Source organism: Paracoccus albus (genome assembly GCF_027913035.1).
GTDB lineage: Bacteria > Pseudomonadota > Alphaproteobacteria > Rhodobacterales > Rhodobacteraceae > Paracoccus > Paracoccus albus.
Map to the genome: position 1 here is coordinate 1542103 of NZ_CP115775.1, position 21533 is coordinate 1563635.

General features: G+C 60.0%; 23 protein-coding genes and 1 tRNA gene. 10 read left to right on the forward strand and 14 right to left on the reverse strand.

Annotation, left to right across the window (positions count from 1 at the left end; translation table 11 throughout):
• Window positions 1-2: 2 nt before the first annotated feature.
• The 9 genes from PAF20_RS07640 to PAF20_RS07680 form a co-directional block, all read right to left on the reverse strand.
• Window positions 3-872: a LysR family transcriptional regulator gene (locus PAF20_RS07640; protein WP_271073108.1), complete on the reverse strand. Its 870-nt coding sequence runs from the start codon at window positions 870-872 to the stop codon at window positions 3-5.
• Window positions 873-1094: 222 nt separating this feature from the next.
• Window positions 1095-1790 (reverse strand): DUF1523 family protein, encoded by a 696-nt coding sequence (locus tag PAF20_RS07645; protein ID WP_271073109.1) that lies wholly within the window; start codon window positions 1788-1790, stop codon window positions 1095-1097.
• 13 nt (window positions 1791-1803) lie between these two features.
• Window positions 1804-2082, reverse strand: a complete 279-nt coding sequence (locus PAF20_RS07650) for a hypothetical protein (RefSeq protein WP_271073110.1) — start codon at window positions 2080-2082, stop codon at window positions 1804-1806.
• Window positions 2083-2085: 3 nt separating this feature from the next.
• Window positions 2086-3528 (reverse strand): DUF6638 family protein, encoded by a 1443-nt coding sequence (locus tag PAF20_RS07655; RefSeq protein ID WP_271073111.1) that lies wholly within the window; start codon window positions 3526-3528, stop codon window positions 2086-2088.
• 221 nt (window positions 3529-3749) lie between these two features.
• Window positions 3750-5678, reverse strand: coding sequence for an AAA family ATPase (locus PAF20_RS07660; protein ID WP_271073112.1), 1929 nt, complete (start codon window positions 5676-5678; stop codon window positions 3750-3752).
• Complete coding sequence (locus PAF20_RS07665; RefSeq protein ID WP_271073113.1) at window positions 5665-6237, reverse strand: putative glycolipid-binding domain-containing protein; 573 nt, start codon at window positions 6235-6237, stop codon at window positions 5665-5667. Before PAF20_RS07665 ends, PAF20_RS07660 begins: the two co-directional genes overlap by 14 nt.
• On the reverse strand, window positions 6237-7373 hold the full coding sequence (locus tag PAF20_RS07670; protein WP_271073114.1) for a hypothetical protein: 1137 nt from the start codon (window positions 7371-7373) through the stop codon (window positions 6237-6239). Before PAF20_RS07670 ends, PAF20_RS07665 begins: the two co-directional genes overlap by 1 nt.
• A 108-nt stretch (window positions 7374-7481) precedes the next feature.
• A complete protein-coding gene (locus PAF20_RS07675; protein WP_271073115.1) occupies window positions 7482-8555 on the reverse strand; it encodes a hypothetical protein in 1074 nt (357 codons plus the stop codon).
• A gap of 72 nt (window positions 8556-8627) precedes the next feature.
• A complete protein-coding gene (locus tag PAF20_RS07680) occupies window positions 8628-9146 on the reverse strand; it encodes a DUF421 domain-containing protein (protein ID WP_271073116.1) in 519 nt (172 codons plus the stop codon).
• Between the two features lie 106 nt (window positions 9147-9252).
• On the opposite strand from PAF20_RS07680, the gene PAF20_RS07685 reads away from it, so the two are divergent.
• On the forward strand, window positions 9253-10524 hold the full coding sequence (locus PAF20_RS07685; RefSeq protein WP_271073117.1) for an acetylornithine deacetylase/succinyl-diaminopimelate desuccinylase family protein: 1272 nt from the start codon (window positions 9253-9255) through the stop codon (window positions 10522-10524).
• A gap of 14 nt (window positions 10525-10538) precedes the next feature.
• Here the strand turns inward: PAF20_RS07685 and PAF20_RS07690 are convergent, their stop codons facing one another.
• Window positions 10539-10697, reverse strand: coding sequence for a hypothetical protein (locus PAF20_RS07690; protein ID WP_271073118.1), 159 nt, complete (start codon window positions 10695-10697; stop codon window positions 10539-10541).
• Between the two features lie 342 nt (window positions 10698-11039).
• Between PAF20_RS07690 and PAF20_RS07695 the strand changes: the two genes are divergently transcribed.
• A complete protein-coding gene (locus PAF20_RS07695) occupies window positions 11040-11552 on the forward strand; it encodes an SRPBCC family protein (RefSeq protein WP_271073119.1) in 513 nt (170 codons plus the stop codon).
• A gap of 14 nt (window positions 11553-11566) precedes the next feature.
• Here PAF20_RS07695 and PAF20_RS07700 read toward each other — a convergent pair whose 3' ends face one another.
• Window positions 11567-11968 (reverse strand): NUDIX hydrolase, encoded by a 402-nt coding sequence (locus PAF20_RS07700; protein WP_271073120.1) that lies wholly within the window; start codon window positions 11966-11968, stop codon window positions 11567-11569.
• 268 nt (window positions 11969-12236) lie between these two features.
• Between PAF20_RS07700 and PAF20_RS07705 the strand changes: the two genes are divergently transcribed.
• From PAF20_RS07705 to PAF20_RS07720, 4 genes are all read left to right on the forward strand, one after another.
• The gene (locus PAF20_RS07705) at window positions 12237-12530 is read left to right on the forward strand and encodes an FtsB family cell division protein (protein ID WP_271073121.1); all 294 of its coding nucleotides are present in this window, start codon (window positions 12237-12239) and stop codon (window positions 12528-12530) included.
• Window positions 12531-12620: 90 nt separating this feature from the next.
• On the forward strand, window positions 12621-13709 hold the full coding sequence (gene pdhA / locus PAF20_RS07710) for a pyruvate dehydrogenase (acetyl-transferring) E1 component subunit alpha (RefSeq protein WP_271073122.1): 1089 nt from the start codon (window positions 12621-12623) through the stop codon (window positions 13707-13709).
• 14 nt (window positions 13710-13723) lie between these two features.
• A complete protein-coding gene (locus PAF20_RS07715) occupies window positions 13724-15121 on the forward strand; it encodes a pyruvate dehydrogenase complex E1 component subunit beta (RefSeq protein ID WP_271073123.1) in 1398 nt (465 codons plus the stop codon).
• Window positions 15122-15133: 12 nt separating this feature from the next.
• Window positions 15134-16453, forward strand: a complete 1320-nt coding sequence (locus tag PAF20_RS07720; RefSeq protein WP_271073124.1) for a pyruvate dehydrogenase complex dihydrolipoamide acetyltransferase — start codon at window positions 15134-15136, stop codon at window positions 16451-16453.
• Between the two features lie 64 nt (window positions 16454-16517).
• On the opposite strand, the gene PAF20_RS07725 is transcribed toward PAF20_RS07720, so the two are convergent.
• A complete protein-coding gene (locus tag PAF20_RS07725) occupies window positions 16518-16886 on the reverse strand; it encodes a hypothetical protein (protein ID WP_271073125.1) in 369 nt (122 codons plus the stop codon).
• A gap of 138 nt (window positions 16887-17024) precedes the next feature.
• Between PAF20_RS07725 and PAF20_RS07730 the strand changes: the two genes are divergently transcribed.
• Window positions 17025-17981: a hypothetical protein gene (locus PAF20_RS07730; protein ID WP_271073126.1), complete on the forward strand. Its 957-nt coding sequence runs from the start codon at window positions 17025-17027 to the stop codon at window positions 17979-17981.
• A 75-nt stretch (window positions 17982-18056) separates the two neighbouring features.
• Here the strand turns inward: PAF20_RS07730 and PAF20_RS07735 are convergent, their stop codons facing one another.
• On the reverse strand, window positions 18057-19655 hold the full coding sequence (locus PAF20_RS07735) for a peptide chain release factor 3 (protein WP_271073127.1): 1599 nt from the start codon (window positions 19653-19655) through the stop codon (window positions 18057-18059).
• A gap of 104 nt (window positions 19656-19759) precedes the next feature.
• Window positions 19760-20233, reverse strand: a complete 474-nt coding sequence (dps, locus tag PAF20_RS07740) for a DNA starvation/stationary phase protection protein Dps (protein ID WP_271073128.1) — start codon at window positions 20231-20233, stop codon at window positions 19760-19762.
• A gap of 215 nt (window positions 20234-20448) precedes the next feature.
• Between dps and ihfA the strand changes: the two genes are divergently transcribed.
• The 3 genes from ihfA (at window position 20449) to PAF20_RS07755 (ending at window position 21530) form a co-directional block, all read left to right on the forward strand.
• Complete coding sequence (gene ihfA, locus PAF20_RS07745) at window positions 20449-20751, forward strand: integration host factor subunit alpha (protein ID WP_271073129.1); 303 nt, start codon at window positions 20449-20451, stop codon at window positions 20749-20751.
• A 1-nt stretch (window position 20752) separates the two neighbouring features.
• Window positions 20753-21376 (forward strand): MerR family transcriptional regulator, encoded by a 624-nt coding sequence (locus PAF20_RS07750; RefSeq protein ID WP_271073130.1) that lies wholly within the window; start codon window positions 20753-20755, stop codon window positions 21374-21376.
• Window positions 21377-21452: 76 nt separating this feature from the next.
• Window positions 21453-21530, forward strand: a tRNA-Pro gene (locus tag PAF20_RS07755).
• Window positions 21531-21533 lie beyond the last annotated feature (3 nt).

Sequence of the window (21533 nt, forward strand, 5' to 3'; positions counted from 1 at the left end):
GGCTAACCCCGCAAGGGCCGCGCACCTGCGATAAGTTCGGAATATTCGTCGTAGATCGCGACAATACGATCTATCACCCGACGGATATGGGGCAGATGGCGGTCGTCATCATGCATCACCAGATATTGCCATTCGGTCAGATCCTCGATCACCTGTCCCACCCGTGCCAGAGACGGATCGCAATCACCAAGCATACAAGGCATGATCCCGATTCCCGCGCCCGCCCTGACCAATTCGTGCACCGTCGCGACCGAGCTTGCCAGAACCGCGACAGGCACGTCCTGATCATGCAGCCATTGTGCCGCCGGATGCCGCGCATTGGCCGGGTCCATCGCCACCCATTCCAGCAATTCGGGACGCGCCACGGCCCAGCTGCGATACGCAGCGAAGCCTAGCTTGCCCAATTTTCGGGTAGCAAGATTGCCGCCCTCTGCCGCGCGGTTACGAATTCCCAGATCAACCTCACGATGGGCGATATCCAGCATTGCCTCGCTGGTGACGAAATGCAGGCGGAACGGGTCGCCGGGCTGCGACAAGGCACAGAATTTGTCAGCCAGAAAACTGGCGGTTCCGGTCCCGGCTGACAGTCTGACAACCGGTCGCGCTGCATCTGGCGCAAGCAGCGCCTCGACCGGGCGCGCCGCCGCCTGCATCCCGCGCACCTTCTGAAACAGCTCACTGCCTGCGCGCGTCAGCGCATATCCACTTTGCGAGCGTTCAAACAAAACCTGCCCGGTCTGCTGTTCAAGCGACAGCATCCGCCGCCCCACCGTCGCCGGACTGAACCCAAGGGCGCGCGACGCAGCAGACAGACCCCCACTTTCCGCGACGTGAAAGAAAACCTGCAGATCGTCCCAGCTTATATTTTTCATAATTGAAAAGAGCCTTGCGAAACGCACCCGATGAAGGGGCGGTTATCGCAGGCTATCTTATCGGTATCGAAAAAGAAAGGAGCCCGCCAGTGACGCCGATCTTGATACAACCAAAGTTGGACAAGATGACCGAAGACGAGTTCTATGCCACGGGCGCTGATGCCGCCGCCATCATGCTTGCACGCTTGGGCGGGCTGCTACCCCGCCCCAAGCCAAAACAGTCTACTTCCGGTCGCGCGGCTTTCCACGCCATGTATCCAGCCAGCCGGTAAAGCCTTCCCGCGCCTCGCTGAACTCTTGCCCGACGCGGTCCATCGCTGCATCTGTGCGGGCATCGACATTGTCCACAGCCGCACCGACCCGCTTCGCCGCCGGATCAATCGTGCGCTGCCGGAACTGGTTCCACATGCGCCACAGCAGGAACAACAGCGCCCCCAGAACAATCAGGATCAGCATGGCGGGCCAGTTCAGCGGCGACACGTTAGGCCCATCCACCGGCCGCATCGAAATCGCATTCGGATAGATAGAGAACATCGGGATGCGCCAGCCATAGCCTGTCACGCTGACCCATTGCGGGTTCGCACCATCGGAACGGAAATTCGTCGCCTCGGCCTGCAGGTTCGAGCTGTCATATTTGAAATAGGGCGGCCAGATCCAGCCGGTATCCTCGTTGCGGTAGACGAAGACCTTGTTGTTGGGCCGTACCGCCTCAATAAAGCGAATATCGCGCTGACCCTGCGCGTTCTGAACCGTGCCGACATCGGCGGCGGCGTAGAACATCGAATTCGCGCCGATATCGGTCAGGCGATTATAGGTATTGGTAATGCGCAGCGTGTTCTTGCTGGGCAGCGCGTAATCCAGAAACAGGAACACGACCAGCCCCAGAAGCACGCCCAGAACGACTTTCACATAATACATCCCATGCGTCTCCTTACTGCACGTTCACATACCACGCGATCACACCGATCGCGATGGTGGGCAGGATAAATACAAGCCCAACCAGTCGGGCCTTCAGCGTCTTCTGAAACCCGACCATCGAACGCCTCACGAACTCTCTTCGTTCCGGGCTATCTCCTGCACGGTCGGGATGCCGCCGGTCCCATTCATCTTCCAGGGACTCGCGCTTGGTGGATCGCAGATAGATCGAGATCAGCAGATAAAAGATCGCTTCGATCAGAAGCAGCATCACGACAAGGCGCAGCAGGACCATGCGTCAATTCCCCCAGGGGCCGCGGAAGGGACTATGGGCCGGATTGTTTCGCGGATCATAGCGGAGCTGGCCCGCATTGCCCTCCGAAATCTGCGTACCTGCCTGCCTGACAGAGCCCCAGGGCCCGGAAAGCGGCGCCGATGCGGCTGCCGGTTCGTTCATGCCCGGCTCCGGCCCGAACAGCGCCTCTCGCGTGCCCTGCTTGTCAATCTGATATTCGCGGGCAAGCTGATTGGCGATATATTCCTTCTTCGCATCGTCCCATGTCTGGTACAATTTATAGAACAAAGGCTTATGCATGATGAACAGGCTGCGCACGTCATGGGGTGCCAGTTCTGTCAGCATCTGGTTGACCAGATCGCGCGACGGCCCCGCAGTTCCCCTGATGGCATAGAAATAGGCCGGATTGGCGCTGTCGATCACCGGCCACGCCCCGCCTTCTTCGGCATAGCGCAGCAGCGCAGACAGGCCGCGCACCTCATCGGGCAGACCGCTGCCCATCCGCGCCGCCGCGCGACGCAGGGCCGAGCGTGTGCCATTGCCCGTGTCGATATCCAGCCGCGTGGCTGCATCCACAAGGATAAAGTCGATCTTCTGGCGCAGGATCGCCGCACCATCAGCGCCCTTCGCGGTGATAATCGGCTCTGCCAGTGCATTACGGGCCATCCACATCGCGACAGAGTTCGTATCCTGCAACGCCATCATCTTGGCGCTGCTCAGATCGGTGTCATATTTCGGATCGGTGAAGATCGCGGGATCGGTGAAGATCATCGCTTTTTCGCGCGGGCTGCGAAACACATACACACCACCGAACAGCGAGGTCCAGAAATCGGGCACATCATATTCACCCGCATCCAGATGGATCGGGTTGCGGATCACATCGCCGGTTTCCTTGGCCTGCTCGATCATGCGCGCGATCAGGACATCGTCATACCAGGCCTCCGGCTCGGACCGGAAGCGCTCGATCAGCGCGGTGAGGTTGTCGGCACCCGCGACATGGTTGCCGGTCGTGTCGGCGCTGATCCGGATGCGGTTGATCTGCATCAGATCGGCGGGCGCATTCACCTGCCAGACCATATCATCCATCTCGCCCACCACCGCATCACGCGCGGTCAGGCTGAACAGCTGGCTTTCATTTTCATGGATGAACTGTTTCAACAGCTCGCGCAGCACCGACAGGTCGGCATTCAGCAGCGGCGCGGTTTTCTGTTCCGTCGTCAGAAGGATGAACTGGCGATGCGCGCCTTCGGGGTTGAGGTAATCCATATCCCCGATCTCATCCCCGATCTCGGGAGAGAACCCCGCAAGGTCGATATGAAATTCCGGCAGGGCAGTTTCCTTGCCCGTGACAAGCTTGAGAGCCCGATTGTATCGCACCACCCATGCCGGGCTGTCCACCCGGATCATGTTGCCGAACATCAGACCTTTTTCGATGAGGCGTTTCATGGGGTCACCTTAGCACCAGAGAAACCGGAAGGGCAGAGCCGCCGGGCAGCGTCCGGCCGCGGGAGGACGCTGCCCCGGCTGATCGGCACACTTTATCGCGCATCCCCGCTGACCGACTGTTCGGCGCGACCCGGCGAAAAAGCGTCCGCCCGAGCGTGCGGCCGGACGCTGCCCGGCGGCGCTTACGCGCCTTGATTCCGGTCGGGGTCGCAGCGGCAATCTCACCCCTCGCCCCGATACCGCTTCTGCGCCTCGGCCATGCGTTCCATCCCGCGCACCGCCTCCTCAATCGCGGTCTCATCGCTGCTATCCGCATAGCGCCATTCGCTGTCGGCGTAGCGGTTGATCTCCTGCGCGATCATCTCGCGGGTGATGGGCTGGCGCAGGGCCTCGATCATTTCCAGCTTACGTTCGTAGGGCTGGTGCATGAAGGGTTCAGGGCTTTCGAACCACTCGTCCGGCATGTCGAAATCCATTGATCGCGCTTTGATCGCATCTGTGATGTTCTTGATCGCGCGGCCGGTGAAGCGCTCATCCGCGACGGAAATCGCGTGCAGATAGGTGCCGAATTCGGCCAGCGTATCCAGCGGCCCGGTTTCGGAGGTCACATCTTTCCAGACCTTGGCCAGCCCCGCCTCTTGCGGCTGGTTGTGGCGCTCCAGACTGTCGGCCACGGCGGTCTTGATCACCTGCGCCTTCATCAGATCATGTTCGCCGACCGGGATGTCGTGCCGTTTGCCCAGAAGCAGCGCGAGGATGTCGATATAGTCCCCGCGCGTCTTCGGCCCGTCGATCAGGAAGCGGGCGCCTGCCCGCTGGCGCAGCGCGTCGTCGATGGATTCGGCATAGTTGGAAAACATCCCGAAGGTCGCATTGCCGCGCACGATGGTGCTGGCGCCGGCAAAAGCCTCCATCAGCACCGCCGTGATCTCTTGCTGGCCGCTCGACGATTGCTTGTCGCCGCGCTTGCCTGCGATCTGGTCGATATCGTCGATGGTGCCGAAACCGATCACGCCGGGATCAATGACATTGTTGATAAAGGCGCGTGCATTCTGACCCGATTTGCCCTGATAGCTGTCGACATTGTCGATGGACAGGTTGGCATAGCGGAACGGATAGCCCGCCACCGTGCAGTAATCGTTGATCAGGCCCGCCATCATCTGGATCAGCGTGGTCTTGCCGGTGCCGGGCTTACCATCGCCAAGGAAGGTATAGATGAAACCGCCAAGCTCCACGAAAGGGTTCATGCGGCGGTCGAAATCATAGGCGACCAGCATCCGCGACAGCCGCATCATCTGATGCTTGGCAATGGCGTTGCCGACGACCTCTTCGGGTTTCTTGAAGGCCAGTTGCACGGGCTTGCCGCGTGCCTTGGTGGCGGGCGCATAGCCAGCGATCGGGAAATCATCCGCCGCCACACGCCAGCTCGCGCCGGTGAAGGCGCCGGTGCGCGGCACGGATTCCGCGCGGGCCTGAACGGCGGCGGACAGTGCTTCGGCATAGGCGATCACCGTGGCGATCAGGGTTTTGTCGTCATGGGCGCCGCGGGACAGGTTCTGATCCAGCTCCCACAGTGCGCCTTGCAGTGCGGTCAGCGGGTTGTCGGTCAGGATTTCATCCGCCGTGATCCCCTCGACCGTTTCCGGCCCGGCATGTTCTGCAAGCAGAAACGCTGTCGCATTGGCAAAAACCGACATCGCGGCGAGCGCCTCGACCGCAAGCAATTCGGCGAACTCACCGCGCTTCTCTGCCGCCAGTCGGCCTTCCAGATTGGCGCGCTTCAACTCCCCCGCGCCGGAACGGGCCGAGACCTCATCCACGACCGCAAGCGAAATCGCGATGGCACGGCGCAGCGCGCGGGCGACCGTTGCCGCAGCGGGCGATGGCAGATCATCGCCGCCCACGCCTTCGATCCGGTCAATCACTTGAATGCCATCAGCCCGCTGCGTCGAACGCCCGGCCAGCCCCGGCGTCGTCGAGCGGAACCGCGATGTGCGCGGAATACCGGGCGAGCGTTCGGGCTGCTGCACGGGCGCAGTGGCCTTGCCCAGACGCGGCGCGTGGTCGAACCCGTTCAGAAGCGACAGCGCCTGTCCGTAATGGGCGCGGATCTCGGCCTCGGGCAATTCCATTTCGTTACGAACGTCCATTCGGGTCCTCTTTAATCCACAATTCCGGGTAATCGGTGACGAAGCCGTCGGCGTCCACGGCCAGATCGGCAGCAATATCGTGACTGGATGAGGCATAATGCCAGCCAGCATCGGTCTTGCGATAGCTTTGCGGCAGGCGTTTCAGCGACCAGTCCGACGGGTCGAGCCATACCGCCGCAAGTTCCGCACTGTCCTTGCCGAGCGCGCGCAGGCGCCGCAGGGGCAAGGTGTTTGTCGCTGGGGTGAAGCCAAGATCTATATCCTGAAGCCCATGCAGATCGGGCATTTCCTCTCCGCCGATGTGCCAGTCGCCCGCTTCGTTTCGGTTGATCGACAGGCTGAGCGCCTTTTGCCCGACATTTCCCTGCACACGGGCAGAACGGGTGATCCAACGTTCATCACAACTGATGTGATAGCTGAGATGGGCGGGGCCGGCATTGTCCAGCCACACGGCGACGCCTTCCAGACCGCAGCGGCCATCCTGCTGCCAGATGCGGCAGGCATCATGACCAGAACGGTCCAGCCTGCGCCACAGGATCAGGGGATCTCCACGCGCCATCAGCGATAGGCCGTCACGCGGCCATCGGGCAGCGGCACATATTTGCGGATATTGCGGAATCCCTTGGGATCAATCTCTGCCAGCGACTGATAGGGACGCGCGGGCAGCACTAATGCCCGCTGCACGGCACTTGCGCCCTGCCCGTTTCCGCCCAGACCCAGCTTGTCCAGCTTGAATATCTGGCGCTCGGTCACGCCAAATAACCCGGTCGATTCCATAATGGCACGTTCTGCCTGCAAATCCTCGACCGTAAGTGCCACGGCCCAATCCTCGCCAGCAGGGGCGCGCGCATTGTCCAGCACCTCGCGGATCGGACCTTCCTGCGTGGTGAACTGCTGGGAATAGATCGGCCCCATCAGCAACCGGCGCAGGCGGTAAGGGTGCAGCTTGTCGAAATCCTTGTCGAACCCCTGCGCGATGGTCAGCAATTGCAGCGTCGTCACCGACTGCGCCATCAGATGGGCCTGCACTTCGGGCCAGCGGCGGCTGTCCTCGGCCAAGGGCTTGCGGCCGCTGTCGTCGCAATCCATCAGATAGATCACCGGCAGGTTAAGCTGGCTGTCATAAACGGCCCAATGGATCAGCCAGCGACGGCGATTGCCTGCATTTGACAGCCAATAGGCCTGTGGGCTCATCTGCGGCCAGAACAAGCCACCCTTCGCCAGAGCCTCATGGTAGAGGCGCTGCGACATCGCGTATTGCAGACGTGTCGGGATCACCAGATCACCGACGATCTGGCGGATCATATCGTCCCTGATCTGCTTGGTATCGGCGGTCCGGGCAAGCTGTTCATTCGCCTGTGCTGCATCCGCGGCCATCTGGGCGATTTCCGACCAGATCGGATAGCCGGATTCATGGACGTCGATGGTCAGGAACTTCCGCAGCGGGCCATCGACTCGGCCAGAAACAAGATATTTCATCGACAACGCATCGGCAGAGCGCAGCATCGCCGTCAGATAGGACCCGATCACCTCGACCTCTGTCTGGGTGAACAGCCCGTCGCGGACGGTTTCCGACAGCACCGCAGGCAGGGTGGATGCAATCAGCCGCAGCTTCTCGAAATAGCGCCGCGCAATCAGATCGTCCTCGATCTGGCGGTGATCGGCGTCAAGATTGCCGGTACGATCCTTGCTCATATCTGGCCCTTGCAACTCTGGACCGGCGCAGCCGTGAAGGGCCGCGACGGTCTTTGTTCTTACTGCTGACGCGCAGCATCAAAAGCGTTTCACCGGCGTGAAGCCCGCTCAGTTTCCGTAAAGGTTGCTGTCGTGCTTCTTGACGATCTCGCTGAAGCGGCGGGCAAAGCGTTCATCCGCCTTGGCCTTTTCTTCCAGCACCTTGCGGGCAAAGACCATATGATCGCCGTGGGCTTCAAGCATATCGGCCATGCGGTCATTCGTGGCCGTGCCGATAGCGGCCATCTGGGCCTGCGCCTCCTGGTCCGTCTTCACGCCGATCTCGTTGATGCGGTGCGCGACATCCTGCTGCTGCGCCGTCTTCAGCGATTTGGTCAGCGCGTCATACAGAACCACGCGCTGCTTGGTATCCGTCTGCAGCTTGTTGATCAGCACCATCTGCGTCGCGGCCTGATTCTGCAGCGAATCGACCCAGGTCTTGCCAGCCTCGATATAGCGCTCCAGCGTCTGCGACTTAGCGAGTGCGACCTGTTCTTCCTGAACAAGGGCATTGTGCTCCTTGTTCGCATTTGCCAGCTCCGTTTCCAGACGCGTGCGGTCGCTGGGATCGGTCGTGCTGGCAACCTTGTTTTCCAACTCGATCAGTTTCGGGTCCATGGCAGCAATCTTGGCACGCAGATCTTCCAGCGTATCCACGGTCGCCTCACGCTCATCCAGCGTGCCGGTCAGGTTGGATTCGACCTGATCCTTCTGCTTGTTCAGTTCGTCCAACTGGCCCTGAAGCAGCCGCGTAATCACGTCAGATTTCGAAATCAGGTCCTGCAGCTTGTCGTCGATCGAGGCCCCGCGCAGACGTTCCTGCCGCATAGATTCGGCCTTGCCCTTGGCGAAGATGCCAACAAAGCTTTCCCACCCGGTCTTGGAGCGCATCTCCTCGAAATCTTTCGAGAACCCTGCCGTCACATCGTCCAGCCCCATGATGAGCTCGGCGATATTGGCATTCATCGCCTCTGTATGGGCATGAACATCGGCCAGCGTTGCATTCTCAATGTCGATACCGGGCTCTGCCACCTCGGCGCGCGCGGCGGCGCGATCAAGCTGGCTGGTCACCTCCGCCATCTTCTGCTGCGTCAGCACGATCTGCTTCTGCGTGTCGGTCATTTGCTGGTCGAGCGATGCCATGATCCTGCCTCTGTCTCGTTACGGTCGGCCATAAGATTAGGGGGATTGCGCCCCGGCGCAAGGGCGCGCGTGTCAAAGGGCGGCGGCGGGCGGCGTCAGATCGCCCCATTTCAACCCGCGCAACACCAGATCGTCCAGCCCCTCCCTGCCGGTGATGATGGCGAAGTCGCCGCTGGTTTCCAGCACCATCAGTTGCACATCGGACAGACCCGCCGCCCCCGCGCCACGCAGCTTGGCGGCCAGATCGTCGCGGGTCAGCCGCGCACGGCGCAGATTTTCGGATGACAGCGTGCCGGCATGGACCAGCACCAGCGGTTCATTGTCGATCACCATCGAGAGCTTCGGCCAGTGCGTGCGCGTCCAGGTCAGCGCGCCCCGCCCCGCGATCAGCGCGATCAGCCCGTAGATGCCGATCCAGAAACTGTCGCCCGTCGCCGTCATGATCGTCGCCAGCACCGAACCCGTGGCGACGGTCAGCGCGAAATCGAACCCGCTGATCTTGGAAAATGTGCGCAACCCGTTCGCCCGAAGCAACGCGATGATCAGCAAAATGGCAATGAATGTTCTTAAAGCCGTTTCTATGAATGGCATCGTGAAACCTCGCTTCTGTAAATCCCCTGAACAGGGAACGGAAGAATGTCGCGCGTTGTTCCATGCGATCTTGCGCCGTCGATTTTCCCCGGCTAGCGTGACCGGCATGACGCCATTTGAACAGGCAATAACGGCCGCGCGCGACGAGCTGATCAGCCTGACACAGGACCTGATCCGCATCCCGACACTGAACCCTCCGGGAACGCATTACCGCGACATCTGCGAGGTTCTGGAGGCACGGCTGGCGTCCAAGGGTTTCGAATGCGAACTGATCCGCGCCACCGGCACACCCGGCGACAGCCAGAAATACCCGCGTTGGAACGTGATTGCCCGCCACAAAGGCCCCCGCACAGGCGATACCATTCATTTCAACAGCCATCACGACGTGGTCGAGGTCGGCAATGGCTGGACCCGTGACCCATTCGCCGCGGAATATGACGCCGGGGACGATCGCATCTATGGCCGGGGCGCCTGCGACATGAAGGGCGGGCTTGCCGCATCCATCATCGCCGCCGAAGCCTTCATCGAAACCTGTCCCGACCACGCCGGAACCGTCGAAATATCCGCCACCGCGGATGAAGAAACCGGCGGCTATGGGGGCGTCGCCTTTCTGGCCGAACAGGGCCGTTTCAACCACGTCGATCACGTCATTATTCCGGAACCCCTGCACAAAGACCGCATCTGCCTTGGCCATCGAGGGGTCTGGTGGGCCGAAATCGAGACGCACGGCCGCATCGCCCACGGCTCGATGCCGTTCCTCGGCGACAGCGCCATCCGCCATATGGGTGAAGTGCTGGCAGAGATGGAGGCCACGCTCTGGCCCCTTCTGGCAGGCAAGCGCACAGAAATGCCGGTCATCCCCGAAGGCGCACGTTCCTCGACCCTGAACATCAATGCGATTCACGGCGGCGAACCCGATCAGGGCCCGGACTATACCGGCCTGCCCGCCCCCGTCGTTCCCGACCGCTGCCGCATCACCATCGACCGCCGCTTCCTGATCGAAGAGGACCTGTCGGAAGTAAAGGCCGAAATCACCGCCCTGATGGAGCGTATCCGCGCACGCCGGCCCAGTTTCCGATACGAGATTCGCGACCTGTTCGAGGTGATCCCGTCTATGACAGACCGGGACGCCCCGGTCGTGCGCACGACAGCCGCCGCCATCGAACGGGTGCTGGGCACCGAAGCCGGCTATGTCGTCAGCCCCGGCACCTATGATCAGAAACATATCGACCGGATCGGAAAACTTCATAACTGCATCGCTTACGGCCCCGGCGTTCTGGAACTGGCTCATCAGCCGGATGAATGGATCGGCGTGGGCGACATGCTCGATTCCGCGCGGGTGATGGGGCTGGTGCTGGGGGATATCCTTGCGAAATAGCTTCGCGCCGCCGGTCAATCCCTCAGAACCTCGCCGCCAGGATTTACGATATCGCCGCAAACCATCTCCTCAAGGTGAACCGTCGCGCCACGTTCGATAGGCAGATCACTGTTAACCATGACCTTCAGCGTGAAAACCACACCCTCTGCAACCATTGCATCAGCCCCAATCATGCCTTCAAACTCGGCATTCGTGGAGGATAGGTGATCCCCGGCGATCATGTCCTACTGCTCGATCATCACGGACCTGAGCTGAAAAGCACGAAAATGATGCCTGCCCTACTGACCCGGTCAGGCACCCACACAAACGGTTCGGCCCTAAGCGCCAAGCTTCGCCGACGTCCCCAAAACACTCAGTAGGCGACCAGCGAAAGTAGTTCCCGCACAGAGTATAGCGCTGTTTTCCGACAGTCATGTGTCCAAATCTTTCTTTTTGAACAAACATTTATCGACCTCGGTCCGGGTAGACCCATAGGGAAGATGGGCATAAGCTGAACACGAATCAGGAGAGCTCGAATGAAACTGACATCGACCGTCGATATCGACGCGCCGCCCGAGCATATCTTTCCGTTATTCCTTAACGCCCGCATGGATGATCGCATTCCCTTTGCCTTTCGTCTGGGCCTGCCGAAAGCGGTCTCCTGTTCCATAATCGAAGGAGATGGCGGGGTCGGCAGCATCCGGCGCTGCATCACGACGCGCGGCTATATGGATCAGGTGATCGAGGGGACAGAGCCGAACCAACGCTTTGCCTACCGCCTGATTGACAGCGATTACTGGGGTCAGCCCTTCATCGGTCATGTCGCGGACGAAATCACCTTGCGGGCAATTGGCGATAATCACACGCGTGTGCGCCGCGTCACCACCTTCGATGCAAAGGGTATCCTGAAGCTGCCCGGTCGCGTGGTTATGCGTCAGGGTTTCCGTCAGGCGCATCGCTATGCGAATGAGAACTGGAAGCGTCTCGCAACCGCCAATGCGGCCATGAGAGAGACGCCGCGGAACGCGCAGCCCCACGCCGCCGAATAACGCCGGCCCCTCATTCAGCTTGCCCGCGCGCCCCAAATCGCCGGTAGCACATGATCGCGCGTCAGCGGAGCCAGAATGAACTCTTCCGTTTCTTCCGGCAGAATCCAGCGTACTTCCTCGATCTCCGATTGCGCGGTGAAGTCCCCTTCGGTTTCCAGCCGGTACAACTCGGCGATGACGCGCTTGTTTTCCTCATTCGCGGCAACAGCCTCGAACCGGCCGATATAGGTGGCGGAACCGTCGGCGGGTTGCATCGCAAGTTCTTCCGCCAATTCCCGATAAAGCGCGACCAGCGGGGCTTCGCCGCTGTCGATCTTGCCGCCCGGTTGCATGAAGGCATTCGTCCCGCGCTTGCGCACAAGCAGCGTCGCACCATCGGACCGGACCACTACGGCGGCAGCGATGTGAATATCCACGGATGCGCACCTCCCCTTTCCCTTCAAAAATGAAACCACGCACCCCACGAATCGACAATGTTCGCGTGGCGTTTGAATAAGAAATTTTGCCGCAATCGGCTGATTTTCGCCGATAAATAAGGTTCCGAAGCAGATATTGTGGTCGCGGCAGCAGCGCAACATAGACGAAGCGCACGTTCGAACGGCTGACAGCGCAGCTTCCAACCGCGCGACAATCGTGTAAAAATGCCCTCAAAGGCCCAAAGAAGGCCGCAATCCGGGGCAGCCCATGTCACAGCGCCTGTCGCTTTCGACGATCATTATTGTTTTTCTGGCCGTGCTGGCCAGCGTCTATTTTGCCTTCGCCGCCGTTCAGGGCCCGTCGGGGGTGATGCGGCGCATTCAACTTCAGGATGAAACGAAGGCGCTGTTGGCAGAGCGTGATGAGCTTCAGGCCGAAGTCGACCGGATGAAGAATCTGACCTACCGGCTGTCTGACGAATATCTGGATATCGACCTGCTCGACGAACGTGCCCGCGAAGTGCTGGGCCTCATGCGCTCGGACGAGGTCATTATACGTTAGGTCAAGATCGCGGATTGCAGCCCCTCTGGCGATGCGCTACGGATAGTTTAACGCTGAACTATTCCCGTCAGCTTGCAGGAGGAAGCCCACATGGCCAGGACACCCGCAGCCAACAAGCCCAAGACCACAACACGCAGAAAACCCGCTGCATCGCGGGCCTCATCCGCCAAAGCACCGGCGTCATCGGCCAAACCGAACGTGTCGAAGGATGAGCTGCTGAAATATTACAAGGACATGCTGCTGATCCGCCGATTCGAAGAAAAGGCCGGTCAGCTTTATGGCATGGGCCTGATCGGCGGCTTCTGTCACCTCTACATCGGACAGGAAGCCGTTGTCGTCGGATTGGAAGCTGCCGCCGAAGAAGGCGACAAGCGTATCACATCCTATCGCGACCACGGTCACATGCTGGCCTGCGGCATGGACCCGAACGGCGTGATGGCCGAACTGACCGGGCGCGAGGGCGGCTATTCCAAGGGTAAGGGTGGCTCCATGCATATGTTCTCGAAAGAGAAGCATTTCTATGGCGGACACGGGATTGTCGGTGCGCAGGTGCCGCTTGGCGCGGGCCTCGCCTTTGCTGACAAATATCTGGACAACAAGCGCGTGACCTTCACCTATTTCGGTGACGGTGCGGCCAACCAGGGCCAGATCTATGAAACCTACAACATGGCCGAACTCTGGGATCTTCCGGTCATTTTCGTCATTGAGAATAACCAATATGCGATGGGCATGTCGGTGAAACGCTCGACCAAATCCACCTCACTGTTCGGTCGTGGCGAGGCTTTCGGCATTCCCGGCGAACAGGTTGACGGCATGGACGTGCTGGCTGTGAAGGCCGCGGGCGAAAAAGCCGTCGCCCACTGCCGCGCCGGCAAAGGCCCCTACATCCTTGAAGTCATGACCTATCGTTATCGCGGCCATTCCATGTCCGACCCGGCGAAATACCGGACGCGGGAAGAGGTGCAGAAGATGCGCGACGAACGCGACGCTATCGAACATGTGAGAGAGCTTCTGTTGCAAGGCAAGCACGCATCCGAAGACGACCTCAAGGCCATCGACAAAGAGATCAAGCAGGTCGTGAACGATGCCGCCGAATTCTCCAAGGAAAGCCCGGAACCGGCCCTGGAAGAGCTGTGGACCGATATCTATGCCGATGTGGCACCCCAGGAAGAAGCGTAAGGGAGGGAAGAAGAATGGCTACAGAAATCCTCATGCCCGCCCTGTCCCCGACAATGGAAGAAGGGACGCTGGCGAAATGGCTGAAAAAGGAAGGCGATACCGTTTCGGCGGGTGACATCATCGCCGAGATCGAAACCGACAAGGCCACGATGGAATTCGAAGCCGTGGATGAAGGAATCCTCGGCAAGATACTGATCGAGGAAGGCAGCGAAGGGGTAAAGGTCAACACCCCCATCGCCGTCATGATCGAAGAAGGCGAAAGCGCCGACGATATCGACACCTCATCTTCCGCCGCATCTTCGGATGAACCGCCCGCTGAAGAAGGCAAAGGCGAGAATTCAAAGGATGAGGTGGGCGAAACCACCTCTGCCGTGGCCGAAGTGAAAACGCCCGAACCCGACCGTTCGCCCGACTGGCCGGAAGGGACGCAGATGAAGTCCATGACCGTGCGCGAGGCTCTGCGTGAGGCCATGGCCGAAGAAATGCGCCGCGACGACACCGTGTTCCTGATGGGGGAAGAAGTCGGCGAATATCAGGGCGCCTATAAGATTTCGCAGGGCTTGCTGGATGAATTCGGCGCACGCCGCGTGGTGGATACGCCAATTTCCGAGATGGGCTTTGCCGGGATCGGTGTCGGTGCCGCCTTTGGCGGGCTGCGCCCGATCGTCGAATTCATGACCTTCAACTTCGCCATGCAGGCGATGGACCAGATCATCAACTCTGCCGCCAAGACGCTCTATATGTCCGGCGGCCAGATGGGCGCGCCCATGGTCTTTCGTGGTCCCAACGGTGCCGCCGCCCGCGTGGGGGCGCAGCACAGCCAGGATTACGCGGCATGGTATTCGGCCATTCCCGGCCTCAAGGTCGTAATGCCCTATTCCGCCGCCGACGCGAAAGGCCTGCTGAAAACCGCGATCCGCGATCCGAACCCGGTCATCTTCCTTGAGAATGAGGTTCTTTACGGTCGCAGCTTCGATGTGCCCGATCTGGAAGATTTCACCATCCCCTTCGGTAAGGCCCGCATCGCACGCTCGGGCAAGGATGTGACCATTGTCAGCTTCGGCATCGGCATGTCCCACGCGCTTGAGGCCGCCGACAAGCTGGCCGAGGAAGGCATCGACGCCGAGGTGATCGACCTGCGCACCCTGCGCCCGCTGGATTACGACTCGATCATTGCGTCGGTCCAGAAGACCAACCGTCTGGTCACCGTTGAAGAAGGCTTCCCGGTCGGCTCCATCGGCAACCATATCTCTGCCTATGTGATGGAGAACGCGTTCGACTATCTCGACGCGCCGGTCATCAACTGCACCGGCAAGGACGTGCCCATGCCCTATGCCGCCAACCTTGAGAAACACGCCCTGACCAACGCCGCCGAGGTGATCGAGGCGGTGAAGAAAGTCACCTACAAGTAAGGAGCAAGCGAGATGCCCACAGAAATCCTGATGCCCGCGCTTTCTCCGACGATGGAGGAAGGCACGCTGGCCAAATGGCTGGTGAAGGAAGGCGATACCGTATCCTCGGGCGACATCATCGCCGAGATCGAAACCGACAAGGCCACGATGGAATTCGAAGCCGTCGACGAAGGCACGGTCGGCAAGATCCTGATCGAGGAAGGCAGCGAAGGCGTGAAAGTAAACACGCCCATCGCCGTGTTACTTGAGGAAGGCGAAAGCGCCGACGATATCGGCACATCCTCGGGCGGTGGCGAAGCAAAGGCTGAAGCCCCGAAGGAGGCGAAGGAAGAGGCGCCCAAAGCCGATGCCGGCAAGGACGCAGCCCCCGCCAAGGCCCCGCCCGCGCCGAAATCGGGCGATGGCGACCGGATATTCGCATCCCCCCTCGCCCGCCGCATTGCCGCGGATAAGGGTCTCGACCTTTCGGCCATCAAGGGCTCCGGCCCGCATGGCCGCATCGTCAAGGCCGATGTGGAAGACGCCAAGCCCGGCGCGAAACCCGCCGCCGCTGCTGCAGGCGATGCCCCGAAAGCCGCCGCGCCCGCTGCCGCAGCACCTGCCGGTCCCTCGGCAGAGGCGATCCTCAAGATGTATGAGGACCGGGAGACCGAAGAGGTCAAGCTGGACGGGATGCGCAAAACCATCGCCGCACGTCTGGGCGAGGCCAAGCAGACCATCCCGCATTTCTATCTGCGCCGCTCGGCCAAGCTGGATGCGCTGATGAAATTTCGCGCGGACCTGAACAAGCAGCTTGAGGCGCGCGGCGTGAAGCTGTCGGTCAATGACTTCATCATCAAGGCATCCGCCCTTGCGCTGCAGGAAGTGCCGGACGCCAATGCCGTCTGGGCGGGCGACCGCATCCTGAAGCTGAAACCCTCCGATGTCGCGGTGGCCGTGGCCATCGAAGGCGGGCTGTTCACCCCGGTTCTGAAAGACGCTCAGCAGAAAACTCTCTCGGCCCTTTCGGCAGAGATGAAGGATCTGGCCAGCCGCGCCAAGAACAAGAAGCTCGCGCCCCATGAATATCAGGGCGGCAGCTTCGCGATCTCCAATCTCGGCATGTTCGGGATCGAGAATTTCGACGCCGTCATCAACCCGCCCCATGGCGCGATCCTAGCCGTCGGTGCGGGCATCCAGACGCCCGTGGTCGAAGATGGCGAGGTCGTGATCCGCAATGTCATGTCCATGACGCTGTCGGTCGATCATCGGGTCATTGACGGTGCCCTCGGCGCGCAGCTTCTGGAAGCCATCGTCAAACATCTGGAAAACCCGATGGGGATGCTGGCCTGACGCGCCTGCCACGAAAGACAGCAAAGGGGCCGCAAGGCCCCTTTTCCTTTTGGCAGCCTATCGCTTAAAAATGCGCCTTCGGCTCATCCGGGCGACCTGCGGCAATGGCCAGCAGACCGGCAGTCAGGCAGAAGCCGATGGGGAACATGGTGAATACCCCGAACCCGAACGCGTAATAGATCAGCCCGCTTGCGACCAGCAGAAGGATACCACCCCACAGCGCCCGCGAAATCGCCATCGCGCCACCGGCAATCGCAAAAAGCGGCGCAAGGAAGCTGGCTGCACGGATCAGATCGGCATTCTCGACCGCGCCGAACGTCTCGGCAAAGGCAGCATGACTGCTGGCGATCTCTGTATAGCCATAGCTGAAAAAACCGACCAGCATGGCGAAAAGCCCGCCGATCACACCCAGCAACATCGCAGCAGTCCGCATTCGTATTCCTTCCAGACCGGGCGGAATCTCTCACCCCTTGCCAAGATGGGACCTTCCGTCACTGGCTTCAAGCTGATGGAACCGACTTGGCAAGTTGTTGATCGGCTTTAATATCACCCCAACGCTGAAAGAGGGATCATGCCGCAGCTTCACATCCATATCGGCTGGCCAAAAACCGGCACCACCGCATTTCAGCATTTCTGCGCCGAGAACCCCGGCCTGTTGGCGCAGCACGGCATCTCTTACTTTGCCACCAGCCGCGGCCATTCCTGCGGCACGATCAGCCACGCCATCGCGAAACAGGAAAACCTCAAGAAACACCGCAGACAGTTTCTTGAATGGGCTGAACGTCAACGTGATCGCGACATGCTGGTCTCTGCCGAAGGGTTTTCCGGATGCGACCCCGACCGCGTGGCAGAGGTATTTGCCACCGACCGCTGGGACCGCGTCAATGTCATCGCCTATCTTCGTCCACAGGAAGAACTGCTCGAAGGCTGGTACAAACAAATGGTCAAATGGGGTGGCAAGCTGTCTTGGGCACAGTATCTTTCCCCCCGATCAGCGGCATGGAAGCTGGGGGATTTCCGCCCCGGCATGACCAGCTGGTCAGAATGGTGTGACCGCAACCGCCATACCTTCATTCCCGCCATCTTCGAGCGTCGGCATATGCCGGGCGGCAATATCGTTCGCGACATTCTCTCGAAACTGGGCGCGCCGGACATCAGGATCGAGGCAACGCCACGCAATGTTTCGCCGTCCGCCGCGCTGATCGACTTGTACCTTCGCCTGCCGCCTATCGAGAAACTGCAAAAAATCAACCGTTTGATGGTAGCCTCTGATCATCCGGCGGCGACCGGCAGCGGCGATTTGTTCGATACAAAGACTGTCGCCCTGATCCGCGACCGCTACGACGAGGCGAATGAACAAATACGCGCCGATCATTTCCCGGATCGCGACCGGCTGTTTGATCTTGCAGATGCAGGGCATCCCTCCGCGCCCTCAGCCGAGGGGCTAGCGGACCTGCTCATCAACACGCTGGCAGAAACACATGGGCAAGCCGTGGCAGACCGCGCGGCAAAGGCGCTGCTGTGCTGAGAGCACGGCGGTGGAGCGTATATACGCGATATATACAGATAATCTACGCGTTATAGACGCAATAAATACGCCGTTTCAGACCATCATTTCCTTGGTCGCGGTCAGCTTCAGATCCGGGTGGTCCCGTTCCACCCGGTCGATATCCCATTGCAGCCGGGTCAGGTAAACCTGATCGCCGTCATGGTCCGTCGCCATATGCTGCTTATTGGCATTGGCGAAAGCATCAACCTTGTCCTGCGGTCCCGCCAGCCAGCGTGCACTGGTAAACTGCGATGCCTCGAAACGCACGGGGATGCCGTATTCCAGCTCTATCCGGCTAGCCAAAACTTCAAACTGAAGCGCACCCACGACACCCACGATGAAGCCTGAACCGATCTGCGGCTTGAACACCTTCGCCGCCCCCTCCTCTGCAAACTGCATCAGTGCCTTTTCCAGATGCTTCGCCTTCATAGGATCCGTCGCCCTGACCGACTGCAAAAGCTCTGGCGCGAAGGAAGGAATCCCAGTGAATTTAAGGGCTTCTCCCTCTGTCAGCGCATCACCGATGCGCAGCTGCCCGTGGTTCGGAATGCCGATAATATCGCCGGCCCATGCCTCTTCGGCAAGCTCGCGATCAGCGGCCAGGAACAGCACCGGGTTTGACACGGCCATGGGCTTTTTGCTGCGGACGTGAAGCAGCTTCATCCCACGTTCAAAATGACCCGAGGCCAGCCGCACAAAGGCCACGCGGTCGCGGTGTTTCGGGTCCATATTGGCCTGCACCTTGAACACGAAACCGGTGACGTTCTTTTCTTCCGGCGCAATTTCACGATCAGCGGCATTCTGCGGTTGGGGCTCCGGCCCGTAATTGCCGATACCGTCCATCAGTTCGCGCACGCCGAAGCTGTTGATTGCGCTGCCGAACCAGATCGGGGTCAGGTGCCCCTCCAGAAAGGACTTCCGATCGAAAGCAGGCAACAATTCCCGCGCCATTTCAATTTCTTCGCGCAGCTTATTCAACTGCTCTTCGGGAATGTGCTCAGCCAGTTTGGGATCGTCGACACCGCTGATTTTCACTGTCTCGGCAACCTTGTTCCGGTCGGCACGATCCATGATCTCTAACCGGTCATTCAGAAGATCGTAGGCACCGATAAACTCGCGCCCCATGCCGATGGGCCAGCTTGCCGGGGCCACGTCGATCGCAAGATTTTCCTGAATTTCGTCGATGATTTCGAAGGTATCGCGGCTTTCGCGGTCCATCTTGTTGCAGAAGGTCAGGATCGGCAGATCGCGCAGGCGGCAGACCTCGAACAGCTTGCGGGTCTGGCTTTCGACGCCCTTCGCGCCATCGATGACCATAATCGCTGCATCTACAGCGGTCAGCGTCCGATATGTATCCTCGGAAAAGTCGCTGTGGCCCGGCGTGTCGACGAGATTGTAACGGAAACCGTCATATTCAAAGGACATCGCCGAGGCGGAGACAGAGATCCCCCGGTCCTGCTCCATCTTCATAAAGTCCGACCGCGTGCGGCGCGCTTCACCCTTTGCACGCACCTGCCCGGCCATCTGAATCGCACCGCCAAACAGCAGAAATTTTTCCGTCAGCGTTGTCTTGCCCGCATCCGGGTGGCTGATGATGGCAAAGGTCCTGCGGCGGGCGATTTCAGGCGGCAGTTGCGGGCGATTGCTGGTCATTTGGACGTCCTTTTTCTGACGGCGGGGTCTATCCTGACCTGACCGTCAGCGCAAAGAGAAAAAGGGGCGCAGAATGCGCCCCCGTTCAGGTCTTTCTGGGCGCCTCAGCCCAGATAGGACGATACGAACCAAGTATCCTTATCAACATCATTCGACGCGGCTGTCAGGATGTCGGCACTGTTCGGATCGCCGGCCTCATCGGTGGTCTCGATCCCCTCGCGCAGCTTGCCGCCATATTCGCGCAGGATTTCCGCCACCGCCTTCGCATGGGCATCCAGTTTGACCAGATTGGTCGGATAGGGCTTCAGCGTCGATGCCTCGGCCACCTTCTGGACCGTGCTGATCGCCGTTCCGTCAAGCTGCTGCACACGTTCTGCAAGGTTATCGACGCCGTCATCGATGCGCGCTTTCACCTGATCCAGCAATTCGTGAAAGCCGATAAACCCGGGTCCTTTCACGTTCCAATGGGCTTGTTTCAGCGCACGGCTGACGGCGATTCCGTCGGCGACGAGAGCGTTGAGCACCTCGACAGAGGTCTTACGGGCGTTATCGGTCAGGTTCTGAAGATCTACGGACATAAATTTCTCCGATGCATTAATTTATGGCACCGGCGGCTGACTGCCCACCGGTTCTTCCTACCATGCATAGATAGTTAACCCATTGTTCAGTTTCATGATCCCTTTTGAAAATTTGAGGGATAAATTGCCCTAAAGTTGGAACGGAACGCCGCCTGATATGTTGACTAGCATGAAAATTCTGACGCATCCTGCGTTCCATCCGAATGAGGTAAACGATGAGTGACAATACGCTGACGCGCATGGATCTGGCCGAGGCCGTCTTCCGTGAAGTGGGCCTGTCACGCCATGAATCCGGCCAATTGGTCGAAAGCGTTCTGACCCATATCTCTGACTCGCTCGTCAAGGGCGAGCAGGTGAAGATTTCTTCTTTCGGAACGTTTTCGGTCCGTGACAAGAATGAACGGATCGGCCGCAACCCAAAAACCGGTGAGGAAGTACCGATTACCCCACGCCGGGTGCTGAGCTTTCGTCCTTCGCATCTGATGAAGGATCGCGTGGCGGACGGCAACAAGGCCTGAAATGAAAAAAGCAGCAGAGGCATTCCGATCAATCGGCGAGGTTTCGCAACTGGTCGGAGTCGCGCCTCATGTACTGCGATATTGGGAAACCCAGTTTCCGCTTTTCTCCCCCGTCAAGCGTCGCGACGGCCGGCGATACTACCGGCCTGATGACGTCAGGATGGCGGCGGGTCTGTGTGAGTTGTTGCGGGAAGAAGGCGTTTCCATCCGAGGGGCGAAGAAGCAGATGAAGACAGATCGCGGGGCGTCAGTGAAGGCGCGCGGCGGGGCGAGGCTGGGCGCCGAATTTGCCGATGCCGCCACCAGCCAGTCGGGGGCAAAGCGTCCTGAGCCAGCAAGTGCGACGGATACGGCCCGCAAACGCAAGAGCAGCGACTCCACCTCTTTGCCGCTGTTTCCGGATCTGGAAACGCGGAACACAGAAGACGCCGAATCGCATCCCGCCGCGGTTGATACCGCGCCAGCGGCCCCGAAAAGGCCCGCTGCTGCACAAGCTTCCGTGGACTGGTTGGGTCGCTTGGTGCGGATTTGCAATGAATTGCAGCACCAGCCCGACATTGGCGCAGACGATCTCGTGACCATACGGGATCAGTTGGCAAACGCACGCAGACGACTGGCCGCCTGACCAGAACTCATACGATCTGAATTTTGTCACACGCCCCCTTGTGTCCCGACCGCGCTTCGCCCTATATGGCCGGCGTCGGGCCGTGGCGCAGTCTGGTTAGCGCGTCCGTCTGGGGGGCGGAAGGCCGCGAGTTCGAATCTCGCCGGCCCGACCATTA